The organism is Polaromonas sp. P1_E12, assembly GCF_056405975.1.
On sequence record NZ_JBFUBB010000009.1, the window covers coordinates 165467 to 181612 of the forward strand.

15 protein-coding genes are annotated in these 16146 nt (G+C 60.7%); 7 read left to right on the plus strand and 8 right to left on the minus strand.

The features are described from left to right. Positions 1-52 precede the first annotated feature (52 nt). The 6 genes from AC1D13_RS21990 to AC1D13_RS22015 form a co-directional block, all read right to left on the minus strand. Positions 53-790: an amino acid ABC transporter ATP-binding protein gene (locus tag AC1D13_RS21990; RefSeq protein WP_457281125.1), complete on the minus strand. Its 738-nt coding sequence runs from the start codon at positions 788-790 to the stop codon at positions 53-55. A 55-nt stretch (positions 791-845) separates the two neighbouring features. Beyond that, positions 846-1535: an amino acid ABC transporter permease gene (locus AC1D13_RS21995; RefSeq protein ID WP_457281126.1), complete on the minus strand. Its 690-nt coding sequence runs from the start codon at positions 1533-1535 to the stop codon at positions 846-848. 1 nt (position 1536) lies between these two features. After that, entirely contained in the window at positions 1537-2259 is a 723-nt protein-coding gene (locus AC1D13_RS22000; protein ID WP_457281127.1) for an amino acid ABC transporter permease, read from the minus strand. Between the two features lie 106 nt (positions 2260-2365). Beyond that, on the minus strand, positions 2366-3256 hold the full coding sequence (locus tag AC1D13_RS22005; protein WP_457281128.1) for a transporter substrate-binding domain-containing protein: 891 nt from the start codon (positions 3254-3256) through the stop codon (positions 2366-2368). A gap of 541 nt (positions 3257-3797) precedes the next feature. Continuing rightward, positions 3798-4760: a LysR substrate-binding domain-containing protein gene (locus tag AC1D13_RS22010; RefSeq protein WP_457281129.1), complete on the minus strand. Its 963-nt coding sequence runs from the start codon at positions 4758-4760 to the stop codon at positions 3798-3800. 162 nt (positions 4761-4922) lie between these two features. After that, positions 4923-6773 carry an ABCB family ABC transporter ATP-binding protein/permease gene (locus tag AC1D13_RS22015; protein ID WP_477690287.1) on the minus strand — a complete coding sequence of 617 codons (1851 nt, stop codon included), beginning with the start codon at positions 6771-6773 and terminating at the stop codon, positions 4923-4925. Positions 6774-6821: 48 nt separating this feature from the next. Here AC1D13_RS22015 and AC1D13_RS22020 point away from each other — a divergent pair, with 48 nt between their 5' ends. After that, positions 6822-7259 (plus strand): acyl-CoA thioesterase, encoded by a 438-nt coding sequence (locus AC1D13_RS22020; RefSeq protein ID WP_457281131.1) that lies wholly within the window; start codon positions 6822-6824, stop codon positions 7257-7259. A gap of 116 nt (positions 7260-7375) precedes the next feature. Here the strand turns inward: AC1D13_RS22020 and AC1D13_RS22025 are convergent, their stop codons facing one another. Further along, the gene (locus AC1D13_RS22025; RefSeq protein ID WP_477690288.1) at positions 7376-7744 is read right to left on the minus strand and encodes an AtuA-related protein; all 369 of its coding nucleotides are present in this window, start codon (positions 7742-7744) and stop codon (positions 7376-7378) included. Next, entirely contained in the window at positions 7741-9126 is a 1386-nt protein-coding gene (locus AC1D13_RS22030; protein WP_477690289.1) for an acyclic terpene utilization AtuA family protein, read from the minus strand. The genes AC1D13_RS22025 and AC1D13_RS22030 overlap by 4 nt, the downstream gene beginning before the upstream one ends. 108 nt (positions 9127-9234) lie before the next feature. Here AC1D13_RS22030 and AC1D13_RS22035 point away from each other — a divergent pair, with 108 nt between their 5' ends. The 6 genes from AC1D13_RS22035 to AC1D13_RS22060 all read left to right on the plus strand — a co-directional run bounded on the left by AC1D13_RS22035 (position 9235) and on the right by AC1D13_RS22060 (position 15996). Then, positions 9235-10110, plus strand: a complete 876-nt coding sequence (locus AC1D13_RS22035) for a branched-chain amino acid ABC transporter permease (protein WP_477668427.1) — start codon at positions 9235-9237, stop codon at positions 10108-10110. 124 nt (positions 10111-10234) lie between these two features. After that, positions 10235-11311, plus strand: a complete 1077-nt coding sequence (locus AC1D13_RS22040; RefSeq protein WP_477690290.1) for a branched-chain amino acid ABC transporter permease — start codon at positions 10235-10237, stop codon at positions 11309-11311. Beyond that, positions 11308-12105 (plus strand): ABC transporter ATP-binding protein, encoded by a 798-nt coding sequence (locus tag AC1D13_RS22045; protein WP_477666611.1) that lies wholly within the window; start codon positions 11308-11310, stop codon positions 12103-12105. Before AC1D13_RS22040 ends, AC1D13_RS22045 begins: the two co-directional genes overlap by 4 nt. Then, positions 12102-12899: an ABC transporter ATP-binding protein gene (locus AC1D13_RS22050; RefSeq protein WP_457281137.1), complete on the plus strand. Its 798-nt coding sequence runs from the start codon at positions 12102-12104 to the stop codon at positions 12897-12899. The genes AC1D13_RS22045 and AC1D13_RS22050 overlap by 4 nt, the downstream gene beginning before the upstream one ends. A gap of 4 nt (positions 12900-12903) precedes the next feature. Next, entirely contained in the window at positions 12904-14757 is a 1854-nt protein-coding gene (locus AC1D13_RS22055) for an AMP-dependent synthetase/ligase (protein WP_477690291.1), read from the plus strand. A gap of 63 nt (positions 14758-14820) precedes the next feature. After that, entirely contained in the window at positions 14821-15996 is a 1176-nt protein-coding gene (locus AC1D13_RS22060; RefSeq protein WP_477690292.1) for an ABC transporter substrate-binding protein, read from the plus strand. The last annotated feature ends 150 nt before the right edge of the window (positions 15997-16146 follow it).

A 16146-nucleotide genomic window follows, 5' to 3' on the forward strand; every position in this document is an offset into this window, starting at 1 on the left:
GCCATGAAAAAAGCCCCGGGGTTCGGGGCTTTTTTTCCGGGGCGCATGGCTTTCAGTGCGCCAGGATCTTGTTGAGGAAATCCTTGGTGCGCGCCTGGCGGTTTTCCGGGTGACTGAAAAACTCGTCCTTCGAGCAGTCTTCCAGAATCTTGCCGCCGACATCCATGAAAATCACGCGACTGCCCACTTTTTTGGCAAAGCCCATTTCGTGGGTCACCACCATCATGGTCATGCCTTCGACAGCCAGGCCCATCATGCAGTCCAGCACCTCGCCCACCATTTCCGGGTCCAGCGCGGAGGTGGGTTCGTCAAACAGCATGGCGATCGGGTCCATGCTGAGCGCGCGGGCAATCGCCACACGCTGCTGCTGGCCGCCGGAGAGCTGGCCGGGGAATTTATCCTTGTGCGCCATCAGGCCCACGCGATCCAGGTATTTGAGGCCGTGCTTTTTGGCCTCGTCGGGCTTGCGGCCCAGTACCTTGACCTGCGCCAGCGTCAGGTTCTCGGTCACGCTCAGGTGCGGGAACAGCTCGAAATTCTGGAACACCATGCCGACGCGGCTGCGCAGCTTGGGCAGGTCGGTCTTGGGGTCATGCACAGCCTTGCCGTCGACAAAGATCTGGCCCTTCTGGAAAGGCTCCAGCGCGTTGATGGTCTTGATGAGGGTGGATTTGCCCGAGCCCGATGGGCCGCAGACCACAACAACTTCACCCTTCTTGATGCTGGTGGTGCAGTTATTGAGAACCTGCACTTCACCGTACCATTTGGAAACTTCTTTCAACTCAATCATCTTCTTCTCCAGTGTGCTCTTTGAGAGATAGGGGGTGTTTTAAGAAACAGCGATCTCAGCGAATGATGGCGATTCTGCTGTTCAGGCGTTTGACCATGAAGGACAGCCCGAAGCAGATCACGAAATAAACCACGGCGGCCAGCAGGTAGGCCTCTTCAGGACGGCCGAAGATCTTGCCGGCGGTGCTGAAGCCCTTGAGCAGGTCGTAGGCGCCGATGGCGTAAACCAGCGAAGTATCCTGGAACAGGATGATGGTCTGGGTCAGCAGGATGGGCACCATGTTGCGGAAAGCCTGCGGCAGGATGATCAGCTTCATGTTCTGCGAATAGGTCATGCCCAGGGCACGGCCCGCATTGACCTGCCCACGCGAGATGGACTGGATGCCCGCACGCATGATTTCGCTGAAGTACGCAGCCTCAAAGGCCACGAAGGTGATGATGGCCGAAATCTCGGCGCGGTAGTTGGCCCCCCAGGCGCCGAAGGTCGTGTAGAACGACGCAGGTACCAGCAGGAAGAACCACAGGATCACCATGACCAGCGGAACGGAACGCATGCCGTTGACGTAGATGGTCGCGGGAACCGTCAGGAATTTTTTGCCCGACAGACGCATCAGCGCAAGCACGGTGCCGAAAATAATGCCGCCTATGGTGGCGATGACGGTCAGCTCGATGCTGAAAATAAAACCCTTGACGACGAACTGGGAAATCATCTCCCAGTTCAGGAAGCTCATGTCGAGTCCAAGCATGTCAGTGCCCTCCGCCCGTTGAGCCGGCTACAACGAAGCCGGGGATCTGGACCTTCTTTTCAACAAAGGCCATGACCCGGTTGACCGCGAAGGCAGAGATTGCATAAAGGGCCGTCACCGCCAGGTAGATCTCAATGCCGCGCGAAGTTTCTTCCTGCGCCTGCATGGCGAACATGGTGAGCTCGGCGATCGACACCGCGAAAGCCACGGAGGAATTTTTCAAGAGGTTCATCGACTCGCTGGTGAGCGGCGGAATGATGATGCGAAAGGCCATGGGCAGGATCACGTAGCGGTACGTCTGCACGGTGGTAAAGCCCATGGCCATGCCGGCATAGCGCTGGCCGCGCGGCAAGGCCTGCACGCCGGCCCTGACCTGCTCGGCAATACGCGCCGAGGTGAAAAATCCGAGAGCGAACACCACCAGGATGAAGCTGGGCAGCTCCTTCATGGCGGGGAAAATTTTGGGAACCACAAAGTACCAGATGAAAATCTGGACCAGCAAGGGAACGTTGCGAAACAGCTCGACCCAGGCATTGGCAAAGCGGACAAGCCACGGGCTGTTGGGCAAGGTGCGCAGTGTGCCGACCAGCGCGCCAAACAGCATGGCGATCACCCAGGATGCACCGGCGACGGACAGCGTCCAGCCCCATGCGTCAAACATCCATTGCAAGTAGGTTCGGCCACTACCGTCGTCATTTAGAAATACCTGCCAATCCCAAGTCATCACGGCTCCAGCAAAGGGTTGTTGTGTTGTTTTTCCATGCCACGGTAAACGAGAAACCCCGCCAGAGCATGATGTCCGGCGGGGTTCTCAATTTACCTGACCCGAATTACTTCTGGGCGTACTCTTCCATGGGCTTGTCGTTCGGATTGTCCCAGGCAGCCTTGGTGCTGGCGCTCAGTGCCAGGCCCACCTTGGTGTTCTTCGGAGGAATCGGCGACAGGAACCATTTGGTCCACAGCTTGTTCATCTCGCCCGACTTGATCATGCCCTTGACCGTGTCGTCGGCCAGGCGCTTGAGCAGCGGGTCATCCTTGCGGATCATGATGGCGATGGGCTCGACGCTCAACACTTCACCAACGATCTTGAAGTCCGAAGGCTTCTTGGCGGTGGCGATGTTGCCGGCCAGGATGGAACCGTCCATGACGAACGCATCGGCGCGGCCCGATTCGAGCAGCAGGAAGCTGTCGGAGTGGTCCTTGCCGAAGATTTCCTTGAACTCGACGCCGGTGGCGCGCTTGTTCTTGCGCAGCGTCTGCACGGAAGTGGTACCCGTGGTGGTGGCCACGGTCTTGCCGCTGAGCTGGGCAACGGAGGTGATGCCGGAGGTGGCTTTCACCGCGATGCGGACTTCTTCGACGAAGGTGGTCACGACGAAGGCCACGTCTTTTTGACGGGTCGCGTTGTTGGTGGTGGAGCCGCACTCGATGTCGACTGTGCCGTTTTGCACGAGGGGAATGCGGTTTTGCGAGGTCACGGGCTGGTATTTGACTTCCAGCTTGCGCTCGGCGGCTTTTTCGAGGCCGGCCAGGATGCGCTGGCAGATTTCGACGTGGTAGCCGGTGTATTTGCCGTCACCGAGGGTATAGGACAGTGCACCGGAGGAGTCACGCACGCCCATGGTCACAACGCCTGAAGCCTTGACTTTGGAAAGGGTGTCGGCAAACGCACCGCCGGTGGCGAGCAATGCAACAGACAGAGCGACTAGCTTGAGTTTCATGGAATCTCCTGTAATGAATGAAACGATTAGCGAACTATTCTAGAGAGTTGGTTCCCGGGCTACGCCTAGGTTTACCCGGCCTCTAAAAATGGGGGAAAGCGGACGGCGTGAAAGGGTTGATGGTTTTGCAAACCCGCAGCATTGACAGCAATTTCTGGGGTTTTCCAAAATGGTGCACGCATTAAAAGTCCGGAACTATACGGCAGATGTAAGCAGTCTTTGTGCCAGCGGACCGTCAGGCCGCCTGCACTCGTGGCCGCACAGGCTGGGCGATCACCCGAATGGCGCCGTGCCTTGCGCAGACCGATGCCGCACAAAGGGCCGTAAGGAAGGCAACGCAGACAGCAAATGAATCAACAAGCACGGGCAAGCACCAAAATTTGAACGTCACGAACTGTAAATTTGGAGGTGTCAAAACACCAATGCTGTTTCGACGATCTTCCATGCATTTTTCTTATAACCACTTAGGGTTACTACTAGTCGTCAGTCTGATGCCAGCATTTGACCGCAAGGCCAGCCCGCTTAGGCAACGGGCGGTCGGCTAGCGCGATGCCGGTGCCCCCGCGCCGCGGCCGCCAGCCTTTTCCTTGCCGCCGGTTTGTGCCTGCAGGTAAGTCCACAAGGCCTGGGCATGGGTTTTGGCAGACTCCTTGGAGGTGGGCCGCTCACGGTACACGCGCACGTCCATGGTCATTTCCAGGTTGCCGCCGGCGCTGACCAGTTTTTTGGCCCTCAATTCCTTCTTGACGGCGCTGAGCGGCAAAAATGCGATGCCGTGGCCTTCCAGCGCCATCGCCTTCAGGCCTTCGGCCATATCGGTTTCGTACACCCGGTCCAGGTGGATGGCCGTGCTCGACTGCTTGAGGATCATGTCGACCATGCGGCCCAGGTAGGCGCCCGGCGCATAGCCCAGATAAGGCAAGGGCTGGCCGGCGCGGCCCGGCAGGCTGAACTCGGGCTCACCCGCGGAATTGGCCCTGACAAAAGGTGCCAGCACTTCCTGGCCCAGCGACACCATTTCATAGCGGTCCGGGTCCAGCTGGAAAGGCTGGGAATCGTGGTGGTAGGCGATCAACAGGTCGCAGCTGCCTTCAACCAGTCGCAATACGGCATCGTGCACGTTCAGCGCGATCAAGCGGCTCTTAATGGGGCCGAACTTCTCGCGCAAGCTGCTGACCCAGGCCGGAAAGAAGGTAAATGCCAGGGTGTGCGGCACCGCGAACTCGATGACGTCCTGCCCGGCCGAGGTGTGGCCGCGCAGCATGGCGCGGGTCGACTGCAGGCCCTGCAGCATCTCCAGCGACTGGCTGTACAGGGTTTCTCCGGCAGGGGTGAGCCGCGTGGGATATGAGCTGCGGTCCACCAGGTCGGTGCCGGCCCAGGCTTCCAGCGCCTGGATACGCCGTGAAAACGCGGGCTGGGTGACATGACGCAATTGGGCGGAGCGGCTGAAACTGCGGGTTTCAGCCAGGCTCACAAAATCTTCCAGCCATTTGGTTTCCATGAACCAATTATGCGAGCTCAGGCAGTCTTTCTACCTACGGGGAATCCCATGGCTACCTGGAAACCGCAAATTCCGGCCAACCGTGCCTGCATCAGCCTGCTATTAATTTTATAGCTGCTTGCGCCCGTCAGTTAGGGTTAAAACCTGGATTTCACTTAAATCTCAAGCCTCTGCCGAACTCTGCTGAAGCGCCCACATGCGTGCATAAGCGCCCTCCATGGCCAGCAACTGTGCGTGCGTGCCGCGCTCCACAATGCGCCCGGCGTCCATCACCAGGATCTCATGCGCGTCCACCACGGTAGACAACCGGTGCGCAATCACCAGCGTGGTCTTGTTTTGCGCGGCAGTGCGCAGCTCGGCCTGGATGGCGCGCTCATTGGCCGAATCCAGCGCCGAAGTGGCTTCGTCAAAAATCACCACCGGCGGGTTTTTCAGCAAGGTGCGGGCAATGGCCACCCGCTGTTTTTCGCCGCCCGACAGCTTCAGGCCGCGCTCGCCCACCATGGTCTGGTAACCCAGCGGCGTCGAGGCAATAAACCCGTGGATGCGGGCCGCACGCGCCGCTTCCTCGACCTCGGCATGGCTGGCGCCCGGCTTGCCGTAGGCGATGTTGTATTCCACCGTGTCGTTGAACAGCACCGTGTCCTGCGGCACGATGCCGATGGACTGGCGCACGCTGGACTGTGTGACCTGCTTGATGTCCTGGCCGGCAATGGTGATGCAGCCCTGCTGGACATCGTAAAAGCGGTAGAGCAGGCGCGCCAGCGTGGACTTGCCGGCGCCCGAAGAGCCCACCACCGCGACGGTCTTGCCCGGCGGAATTTCAAAGCTCACGTTGTGCAGGATGGGCCGTGCCGGGTCGTAAGCGAAGTTCACATTCTCAAAACGTACCGCCGGCGTACCGTCGATGACGATGGGCCGGGCACCCGGCACGTCGGCGATTTCACGCTCCCGCTCCATCAACACAAACATCTTGTCCAGGTCGGTCAGGCTTTGCTTGATCTCGCGGTAGATCACACCCAGGAAACCGAGCGGAATGTAGAGCTGGATCATGAAGGCATTGACCATCACCAGGTCGCCCAGCGTCATGCGGCCGTCCACCACGCCCTGGGTTGCGCGCCAGAGCATGGCCACCAGCCCGATGGCGATGATGAGCTGCTGGCCGGTATTGAGCAGGCTTAGCGTGTTCTGGCTCTTGATGGCGGCGCGCCGGTAGCGCTGCAGGTTTTCGTCGTAGCGTGCGGCTTCAAACTCTTCGTTGTTGAAGTACTTGACGGTTTCGTAGTTCAGCAGCGAGTCGATGGCGCGGCTGTGGGCCGACGAATCGAGCTCGTTCATGGCCTTGCGGAACTGTGTGCGCCATTCGGTCACCGTGACGGTGAAGAAAATGTAGAACACGAGCGCGATGCCCGTGATGCCGGCAAACCAGACGTCGAACTTGACGGCCAGCAGCGTCAGCACCAACGTCACTTCAATCAGCGTGGGGATGATGCTGTAGAGCGAGTACGAGATCAGCGAATGCACGCCGCGCGTGCCGCGCTCGATGTCGCGCGTCATGCCGCCGGTTTGCCGCTCCAGGTGAAAGCGCAGGCTGAGCGCATGCAGGTGCCGGAACACTTCCAGCGAAATCCGCCGCGCCGCGCCTTCGGTGGCTTTGGCAAACACCAGTTCGCGCAGTTCGGTAAAAAGCGTGGTCGACAGGCGCAGCAGGCCGTAGGCCAGCAGCAGCGCCACCGGCACCACCAGCACCGCCTGTGCGTCGCCCGGTTTGAAGTTCATGGCGTCGACCAGGTTCTTCAGCAAGAGCGGCACACCAACGTTGGCCATCTTGGCGCCCACCATGAAGCTCAGGGCCGCCAGCACGCGCCATTTGTAATCCCACAGGTAGGGGAAAAGGCGTTTGAGGGTGCCAAGGTCCGAGCGCTGGAGCGCGAGCGCCTTGCCGGCGCCCGGCGCTGACGCGGCGGCAGGCACGGCCAGGGAAGAATCAACAGCGGAAGCTCGGGAGCGCATGAGGGACAATCGTGTAGGTTGTTGTAATAACTTTTTCAGATTGTGCCTATGTCTACCGAATCAAGCACCCATACGGACATTCACGCCGAGGACGCCCTGAACGTCCAGTTGCCCACCGACAAGGAACTGGTGCTCAAGGTCATTCCCATGCCGGCCGACTGCAATGCCAACGGCGACATCTTCGGCGGCTGGGTCATGGCGCAGGTCGACCTGGCCGGCTCGGTGGTACCGGCCCGCCACGTGGACGGGCGCATGGCGACCGTAGCCGTCAACCAGTTCATTTTCAAGCAGCCCGTGCGGGTCGGCGACATCCTGTCGTTTTTCTCCTGCGTGACCCGTATCGGCACCACGTCCATCACGGTCCAGGTTGAGGTCTACGCCGAGCGCTTCCGCGCCCAGGGCCGCTACATCAAGGTCACGGAAGCCAGCCTGACTTACGTGGCCATTGACGATTTCGGCAAGCCCCGCAAGATTCCCAAGGCCTGACGCCCGGGTGCCAGGCACCTTCACCCGCCACCTGGATGCTATTTATTTGATAGCTGCTTGCGCCCGATACAAAAGGCGTACAGGCTTTTTTTGCTTAAATTTTTACGCAATCCCCGTCAGGCACCCCACCAGCCCGCACGAGGGGCAGCCTGAGCTTCTTCCAGCTCTGCCTCGCTGACTTCGATCTCCATGCGCAGCAGCGCTGCTGCCATGGCCTTGCCCAGGTTGTCCATGCGCAGGTTGCGCGCGCCACCGCCTTGCAGCGCGCCCTGCAATACCAGCTTGAGGGCCAGGATACTGGGCAAGCGCCAGCATTGCACCGCGCCCGGCAGCCAGGGCGCAAAGTGCGCCTGCACGCGTTCGGCCGTCACCTCGCGCTCCATGATCCGGTAGCCCGCCTCGTTCCAGGCAAAGAGGCCAAAGTCCACCCAGTCGGCCTTGTCGCCGCTGCGCGCATGCGCGAGCTTCACCAATTGCACCCTCATGACTGCAACACCTCCACACACACCGCCGCCTCAACCGCTTGCCGGTCAATCAGCGCAGGCCAGATGCCCAACAACTCACTGCTGCTGTTCAGGCCGTGAAAGCCGCAGGTATAGGCCGGCCCGCTCAAGGCCATCCACGGAAAGAGCCGGCCAAAACCTTCGGCCACCGCTTTGTCCTGCGTCCTGATCGCCATACGAACCCAGACCTCGTTGAGCTCCGCCAGCACTGCAGGCGCAGGCAGTGGCGCCAGTGGGCCATGTGCCGAGTTGAGCCCCGGGAATTCGACAAAGAGTTCGTCATGCGCCTGGCGCTTTTCCCTCAGCCGGGCTTTCACCATCTCCACAGCTGCCAGTGCCTTGTCGTAGGCATCAGGCCAGCTAAAGCCCCAGGTGACCTCGGCCTTGTAGCCGTCGCGAAACCCGCCCACCACCTTGAGTTGCGCGGGCCGCGCGTGGCCGCGTACGCCCGTCATGCGCACGGCATCCTGACCCAGGTCCTCCAACCGCACCGCCGATAAATCCATCACCACATCGGGCGAGGCATAGTGTCCCGGGTCGTGCACCTCATACAGCAGCTGCTGGCGCACCGTATCGAAATTGATGCGGCCACCCGTGCCCGGTGCCTTGGTGATCAGCGCCGTGCCGTCTACGCTGACCTCGGCGATGGGATAGCCGATGTGGGCGAGATCGGGAATGGCCTTCCACGCCTGCTGGCTGCCAAAGTTGCCGCCGCTGCCCTGGCCCGAACATTCGAGCAAGTGCCCCACCGCCAGCCCTTGCGCCAGCCGATCCAGCTCGGCCGGCGTTTTTGCGTCCTCCAGCTTCCAGTTGAATTCATGCACCAGCGGCGCCAGGAACAGCGCCGCATCGGCGACGCGCCCTGTCACCACAATATCGGCGCCCTGCTGCAGCGCCGACACAATAGGCCGCGCGCCCACATAGGCATTGGCAAACACCATGCGCTCGCGCACGGACTCAAACGCCTGGCCGTTGAACATATGCGGCGGCGCGAGCTCTGCGAGCTGCGGCAACACTTCGTCACCGGTGACCACCGCGATGCGCGCCTTCCATCCCTTGGCCGCAAACGCCGCGCGCAAGGCAGCGCCGGCGCCCGCAGGATTGAGCCCGCCCGCGTTGCAGATGAACTTGACGCCGCGCGCCTGCATCAACGGCCACAGCTTCATCAGCATGGGGACCACATCGCGTGCATAGCCCAGTGCAGGGTCGCGCTGCCGGTCCTTTTGCAGGATGGCCAGCGTCAGCTCGGCCAGATGGTCGCTTGCGATGTAGTGAACACCACCACGCTCAATGCTCGCGGCCACAGGCTCCCATGCGTCGCCGTAGAAACCCAGGCCGGCGCCGATTCGAACATTTCGTTCCATCTAGGGATTACGCTTGATCACCAAGGCGACACGTATTCGGAACAACCCCTAGCGACAGACCTTTAGGCGACAGCTATAACCAAAGTTCATCAAAGGGGAGACTGCTTCGTGCAATTCCTGCAGTTGCTCATCAGCGGCGTCGCCCAGGGCTGTATCTACGGCCTTATCGCGCTGGGCTTTGTACTCATCTACAAGGCCACCGAGACGGTCAGCTTCGCGCAGGGCGAGCTGATGATGCTGGGCGCCTTCGGCGGCCTGGCCTGCATGACCTTGCTGGGTTTTCCCTTCTGGCTGGCGGTGATCAGCGCGATTGCGGGTATGGCGTTGTTCGGCATGGTGCTGGAGCGCCTCGTGATACGCCCCATCCTCGGCCAGCCCGCGTTTTCCATCGTCATGCTCACCATCGGCGTGGGCTACACGGCGCGCGGCCTCATCACCATGATCCCCGGCATAGGCACCGAAACCTATGTGCTGCCCGTGCCCTACAAAGACCAGATCTGGAGCCTGGGCGCGCTGGTCATCAATGTCGAGCAGGTTGCCATCATCGTCACCACCGCAGCGCTGTGCCTCGTCTTGTTTGCGATGTTCAAGTACAGCAAGCTGGGCATCGCCATGCAGGCGTCGTCGCAAAACCAGCTGGCTGCGTACTACATGGGCATTCCCGTCAAGCGGCTTAACGGCCTGGTGTGGGCACTGGCCTCGGCCGTCGCGGCGATTGCCGGGCTCCTGCTCGCGCCCATCACCTTTGTGCATGCCAACATGGGTTTTATCGGGCTCAAGGCTTTCCCGGCCGCGGTGGTAGGCGGTTTCGGCAGCCTGCCCGGCGCGATTGTGGGCGGGCTGGTGATCGGCCTGGTTGAATCGTTCTCGGGCTTTTATTTGCCCGACGGCTTCAAGGACATCGCCGCCTATGTGGTAGTGCTCATCATGCTGATGGTCAAGCCCAGCGGCCTGTTCGGCGAGAAGCTCCGAAAAAAAGTATGACGAACAAGCAGGTCAACGCGTGCCATCCCTTAAAGCCAGGCCACCGTGGAACCGGCTTTGCCGGGCCGCTAGTGGCGCCCCCCGAGGGGGAGGCGCCGAAGGCGCTTCGGGGGGGAGCCTTCTCATGAGGTTCATCTTTAAAACCGATTACGGCCAGGACATCAAACTGGCCAAGCACGCAGGCCATGTGTTCTGGTACGGCGCACTGATGTTGCTGTTGCTAGCGGCACCGTGGTTGTTCCCCGAATACTGGCTCGCACAACTCACCTTCGTGATGATCTACGCCATCGCCGGGCTGGGCCTGATGTTGCTGGCGGGTTTCACCGGCCTCTTCTCTTTGGGGCACGCGGCCTTTCTGGGCGTCGGCGCTTACACGCAGGCGGTGATGACCAACGCCGGCCTGCCCTTTCCCATCGCCTTGTTGTGCGCCGCCGGGCTATCAGCCGCCGTGGGCCTGGTCGTGGGCCTGCCCGCCCTGCGCGTGAAGGGCATTTACCTCGGCATGGCGACGCTGTCTTTTGGCTTCATTGTTGAAGAAGTGTTTGCACGCTGGGAAAGTGTTACCGGCGGCAATGCGGGCATCCACATCAAGGCACCCGACATGTTCGGCTGGAAGCTGGCCAGCGGCGAGTCCTTCTATTTCCTCTGCCTCCTCATCACCGTGGCGGCCACGCTGGCCATCCTCAACCTGCTGCGCTCGCCCACGGGCCGGGCCTTTGTCGCGATCCGCGATTCCGAGATTTCGGCGCAGAGCATGGGTATCCACCTGGCGCGCTACAAGACGCTGTCTTTTGCGCTGTCTGCGGCGCTGGCCGGCGTGGCCGGCGCGCTCTATGCGCACAAGCTGCAGTTCATCTCGCCCGACCAGTTCAACATCCTGCAGTCCATCGACCTGCTCTTGATGATCGTGATCGGCGGCGTGGGCTCGGTACACGGTGCTTTTCTGGGCGCCATCTTCCTGATCTCCATGCCGCAGGTGATTGGCCTCACCAAAGACTATTTGCCCGCCACCATAGGCCAGGCCCCCGGCCTGCAGGCGGCGGTCTACGGCATTGTGCTGATCGCCTTTGTGCTGTTTGAGCCGATGGGGCTGTATGGCCGCTGGCTGAAGATTCGCACCTATTTGCAGCTCTTTCCGTTCTACCGCAAGGGCCTGTTCAAACGGCAAAAAACTTTCCAGAAGTCAGATCGCCTGAAATGAGCACGACCCTCCTTTCCGCCAAAAACCTCAGCGTTCGCTTCGGCGGCGTGCTGGCGGTCAACAACGTGAGCTTTGACGTCAAGCAGGGCGAAGTCTTCACGCTGATCGGCCCCAACGGCGCGGGCAAGACCACGGTGTTCAACCTGATCAGCCGCATCTACACGCCCACCACCGGCGAGATTGAATACCGCGGCGAAAAGCTCACCTACCAGCCGCCCCACAAGATTGCTTCGCTGGGTATTGCGCGCACCTTCCAGAACATCGAGCTGTTTGAGCACGCCACCGTGCTGCACAACCTGCTGATTGGCCGGCACACGCACCGGCAGACAGGTTTGCTGCACGACCTGTTTTTTACCGCCAGGGCGCGAGATGCCGAACTGCTGGCACGCGAAAAAGCCGAGCAGGTCATTGACTTCCTCGACCTGCAACATCACCGCGATTCGATGGTCGCAGGTCTTCCCTACGGCGTGCGCAAGGTGGTCGAGCTGGCGCGGGCGCTGTGCACCGAGCCGCAGTTGCTGCTGCTCGACGAGCCCTCTTCCGGCCTCAATGTGGAAGAAACCGGCGACATGGCCTTCTGGATCCAGGACATCCAGCATGAGCTGGGCATCACGGTGCTGATGGTCGAGCACGATATGTCACTGGTCTCCCGCGTGTCAGACCGCGTGCTGGCCATGAACCAGGGCGAGGTGCTGGCCATGGGCACGCCGCGCGAGGTACAGAACGATCCTGGCGTGATTGAAGCTTATCTGGGCTCGGTGGATGAGGTCACATCACTACGGAGGACAGCATGAGTGCGGTCCCTCCACCCGTCAGCGACCAACCCGTCCTGAAACTCCTCAACGTCGAGAGCTCCTACGGCCCCATAAAGGCCATACGCGGCATCAGCCTGCAGGTGCGCCGCAGCGAAATTGCCACGGTGCTGGGCTCCAACGGCGCGGGCAAATCCACCATCCTCAAGACCATCTCGGGCATCCTCGATCCGCGCAAGGGCTCCATCGACTTCAAGGGCGAGGACATCACGGCGCAGGACCCGGCTCATATCGTGCAGCAGGGCTTGTCGCATGTGCCTGAGGGACGCGAGGTATTCCCTTTGCTCAGCGTACGCGACAATCTGCTGATGGGTGCCTACACCCGCAAGGACCGCGACGGCGTGGCGCTCGACATGGAAGCGGTGTACGGCTACTTCCCGATCCTGAAAGAGCGCGCCCTGCAAGACGCCGGGCTGCTGTCGGGCGGGCAGCAGCAGATGCTGGCAATCTCGCGCGCGCTCATGGCTTCGCCCGACCTGATCCTTCTCGACGAACCCAGCCTGGGCTTGTCACCCAAGCTCACCAAGGAAATTTTCGAGATCGTGGTGCGCATCAACCGCGAGCGCGGCACCACTATCCTGCTGGTCGAGCAGAACGCCAACATGGCGCTCAACGCGTCGGACTACGGCTATGTGCTGGAAAACGGCCGCATCGTGATGGAAGACACCTGCGCCCGCCTGCGCGAGAAAGAGGACATCAAGGAGTTCTACCTCGGCATGAAAGAAGACGGCGTGCGCGGCGAGCGGCGTTGGAAGAAAAAGAAGACGTGGCGGTGACTGAATGAGCAATCTTTGGGATCTTTCACACATCCAGCCCGAGCATGCCATCGTCATGCCAGGCGAAACCATCCCTGCGGTGTTCTGGAACGCGGTGGAGCAGCGCAGCCACAAAACCTGGATGCGGCAGAAAAAGCTCGGCATCTGGCGCAGCTGGACCTGGACGCAAACCGGTGATGCGGTTCGCGAGATCGCCGCCGGGCTGCTCGCCCTGGGCTTTCCGCGTGGCGAATGCGCCTCCATCCTTTCCAACACCGTCATCGAATGGGTGCTGGCCGATCTGGCGGTGCTCAGCTGCGGCGGGGTTTGCAGCGGCATCTACCCCACCGACGCCGCCTCGCAGGTGCACTACCTCTGTGAAGATTCGCGCACCACCACGCTATTTGTCGAAGACGACGAGCAGCTCGACAAGGCGCTGGAAGTGCGGCCGCAATTGCCCCTGCTCCGCAAGATCATCGTGTTCGACACCGAGGGCCTGCGCGACCTGAATGACCCCGGCGTGATGGGACTGGACGAGCTGCGCGCGCTGGGCCGCAGCTACCTGGCCGACCATCCCAACACGGTGAAAGACAGCGCCGCTGCCTGCAAACCTGAAGACCTGGCCATCCTGGTCTACACCTCTGGCACCACCGGCAAACCCAAGGGCGCGATGCACAGCCAGCGCGGACTGGTGTTTACCGCACGTGGCTACAACACACTCGTCGCGCAAAACGAAGACGACGAGCGCATGTGCTTTTTGCCGCTGTGCCATATCGCCGAGCGCATGGGCGGTGAATACTTTGCGATGTACGCGGGCGCCAAACTCAACTTTGTCGAGAATCCCGAGACCATTCCTGAAAACGTGCGTGAGATCGCACCCACGGTGTTCACCGCCGTGCCGCGTGTGTGGGAGAAGTTTTATTCCGGCGTGATGATCGCACTGAAGGAAGCCAGCTGGCTGCAGCAGGCCGCCTATACCTGGAGCATTGGCGTGGGCATGCGCATCGCCGACACCGTGCTGGCCGGCCAACCGGTCAGCACATCGCTCAAGGCCCGCTTCACGCTGGCGCGCTGGCTGGCACTCAACAACACGCGAAAGCTGATCGGCATTCACAAGGCGCGGTTTTGCGTCACGGGTGCGGCGCCCATTTCGCCCGACCTGGTGAAGTGGTACATGGCGTTGGGGGTTCCCATGCTGGAGGTCTGGGGCATGACGGAAACCTGCGGCGCCGCCAGCGGCGTGCCGGCCAGTTGCATGAAGCCCGGCTCCATAGGCCCGGCCGCCGGCTACAACGAGATGCGGCTGGACCCGGCCACTGGCGAGATCCTGGTGCGCGGCACCAATGTTTTTTTGGGTTACCTGAACCAGCCTGAAAAAACCGCCGAGACGCTGGATGCCGAGGGCTGGCTGCACACCGGCGACGTTGGCGTGATGGACGCGCAAGGGTTTTTCCGGATCACCGACCGGATGAAGGACATCATCATCACCGCCGGCGGCAAGAACGTGACGCCCAGCGAGCTGGAAAACGAACTCAAGTTCTCGCCTTACGTCACCGACGCGGTGGTCATCGGCGACAAGCGCGCCTACCTCACGGTCATCATCATGATTGACCAGGAAAACGTCGAGAAATTCGCCCAGGATGCGGACATACCCTTCAGTAATTACGCCAGCTTGACGCGGGCCACTGAAGTGCAAGAATTGATTCAGTCGGAGATCGACCGGGTCAACAAGAAGTTTGCGCGGGTCGAGCAGATCAAGAAATTCTTCTTGCTCGACACGCAGCTCACGGCAGAGGACGAAGAGCTCACGCCGACCATGAAGCTCAAGCGCAAACTCGTAGAAAAAAAATACGCCCCGCAAATAGAGGCCATGTACTGAGCCCTGCGTTAGCACCGTGTATCGAGTGAACAAGAGCCAAGAATCATTACAGGAGACAACACCATGAAACTGAAGTCAACCGCCATCCTTTCCGCGCTAGCCAGTGCCGCCGCATTCTCGGCCGCGCCGGCACTGGCGCAAAGCCAGGGCGTCAGCAAAACCGAGATCACGCTCGGCTCCATCCAGGACCTGTCGGGACCGCTCGCGGGCTTCGGCAAACAGATCCGCAACGGCATGACGCTGCGGGTGGACGAACTTAACGAACAAGGCGGCATCAACGGCCGCAAGGTCAAGCTGATCGTCGAGGACTCGGGCTACGACCCGAAGAAGGCAGTGCTGGCGGCGCAAAAGCTGGTGAACCAGGACAAGATCTTTGCCATGGTGGGCCACCTTGGTACTGCGCAAAACCTGGCCGCCATGCCGGTACAGTTCGAAAAAAACGTCATCAACTTCTTTCCGGTGACGGCCGCACGCGAGATGTATGAGCCTTTCCACAAGCTCAAGTACTCTTTCGCTGCCACTTACTACGACCAGATGAAGTCGGCCGTGCCCAAGCTGGTGAAGGAAAAGAACGCCAAAAAGGTCTGCTCGATGTACCAGGACGACGAGTTCGGCCTCGAAGTGCAGCGCGGCGCCGATGATGGCCTGAAGACCCTCGGCATGACCATGGTCGAGAAAACTTCCTTCAAGCGCGGTGCCACTGATTTCTCGTCGCAGATCGCCAAGCTCAAGGCTTCTGAATGCGACCTGGTGGTGTTGGGTACCATCATCCGCGAAACCATTGGCGGCATCGGTACCGCACGCAAGCTGGGCTACAACCCCGTCTTCCTCGGCTCCAGCGCCGCCTACACCGACCTGATCCACAAGCTGGGCGGCAAGGCCATGGACGGCCTTTACGCCACCATGACGGTGCAAAACCCCTACCTGGACGAAGCCTCGCAGCCCATCCGCTTCTGGGCCAACAAGTACAAGACCGCCTTCAATGAAGACCCGACGGTGTTCTCGGTCTACGGCTATACGGTGGTCGACAGCTTTATCCGTGCATCGCAGAAAGCCGGCGCCAGCCTGACAACCGAGAGCTTCATCAAGGCCATGGACACCATGGTGATCCCGGCCGACATCTTCGGCAGCTCTGAAGGCAAGTTTGGCCCGCAAAAACGCCTGGGCAACAACCAGTCGCGCCTGTCGATGTTGCAGGACGCGCGCTGGAAAGTAGTGTCTGACTACATCACGCAGTGAAGTCAGCAGCGACTGCCAGCCGCGACTCCGAAAAACCACCTCCGGGTGGTTTTTTTATGCAAAAAAGTGGCTGGACCCTTTAAATATCTGCGCGATCAGCTCCTGAATTAATAGCACTCGCCCTCCACTGATCGCCTCGTGGCTTGCCGT

Bases quoted from the DNA above. Each gene is read 5' to 3' on its own strand.
- AC1D13_RS21990 (WP_457281125.1), bottom strand. From the start codon at position 790: ATGATTGAGTTGAAAGAAGTTTCCAAATGGTACGGTGAAGTGCAGGTT.
- AC1D13_RS21995 (WP_457281126.1), bottom strand. From the start codon at position 1,535: ATGCTTGGACTCGACATGAGCTTCCTGAACTGGGAGATGATTTCCCAG.
- AC1D13_RS22000 (WP_457281127.1), bottom strand. From the start codon at position 2,259: ATGACTTGGGATTGGCAGGTATTTCTAAATGACGACGGTAGTGGCCGA.
- AC1D13_RS22005 (WP_457281128.1), bottom strand. From the start codon at position 3,256: ATGAAACTCAAGCTAGTCGCTCTGTCTGTTGCATTGCTCGCCACCGGC.
- AC1D13_RS22010 (WP_457281129.1), bottom strand. From the start codon at position 4,760: ATGGAAACCAAATGGCTGGAAGATTTTGTGAGCCTGGCTGAAACCCGC.
- AC1D13_RS22015 (WP_477690287.1), bottom strand. From the start codon at position 6,773: ATGCGCTCCCGAGCTTCCGCTGTTGATTCTTCCCTGGCCGTGCCTGCC.
- AC1D13_RS22020 (WP_457281131.1), top strand. From the start codon at position 6,822: ATGTCTACCGAATCAAGCACCCATACGGACATTCACGCCGAGGACGCC.
- AC1D13_RS22025 (WP_477690288.1), bottom strand. From the start codon at position 7,744: ATGAGGGTGCAATTGGTGAAGCTCGCGCATGCGCGCAGCGGCGACAAG.
- AC1D13_RS22030 (WP_477690289.1), bottom strand. From the start codon at position 9,126: ATGGAACGAAATGTTCGAATCGGCGCCGGCCTGGGTTTCTACGGCGAC.
- AC1D13_RS22040 (WP_477690290.1), top strand. From the start codon at position 10,235: ATGAGGTTCATCTTTAAAACCGATTACGGCCAGGACATCAAACTGGCC.
- AC1D13_RS22045 (WP_477666611.1), top strand. From the start codon at position 11,308: ATGAGCACGACCCTCCTTTCCGCCAAAAACCTCAGCGTTCGCTTCGGC.
- AC1D13_RS22050 (WP_457281137.1), top strand. From the start codon at position 12,102: ATGAGTGCGGTCCCTCCACCCGTCAGCGACCAACCCGTCCTGAAACTC.
- AC1D13_RS22055 (WP_477690291.1), top strand. From the start codon at position 12,904: ATGAGCAATCTTTGGGATCTTTCACACATCCAGCCCGAGCATGCCATC.
- AC1D13_RS22060 (WP_477690292.1), top strand. From the start codon at position 14,821: ATGAAACTGAAGTCAACCGCCATCCTTTCCGCGCTAGCCAGTGCCGCC.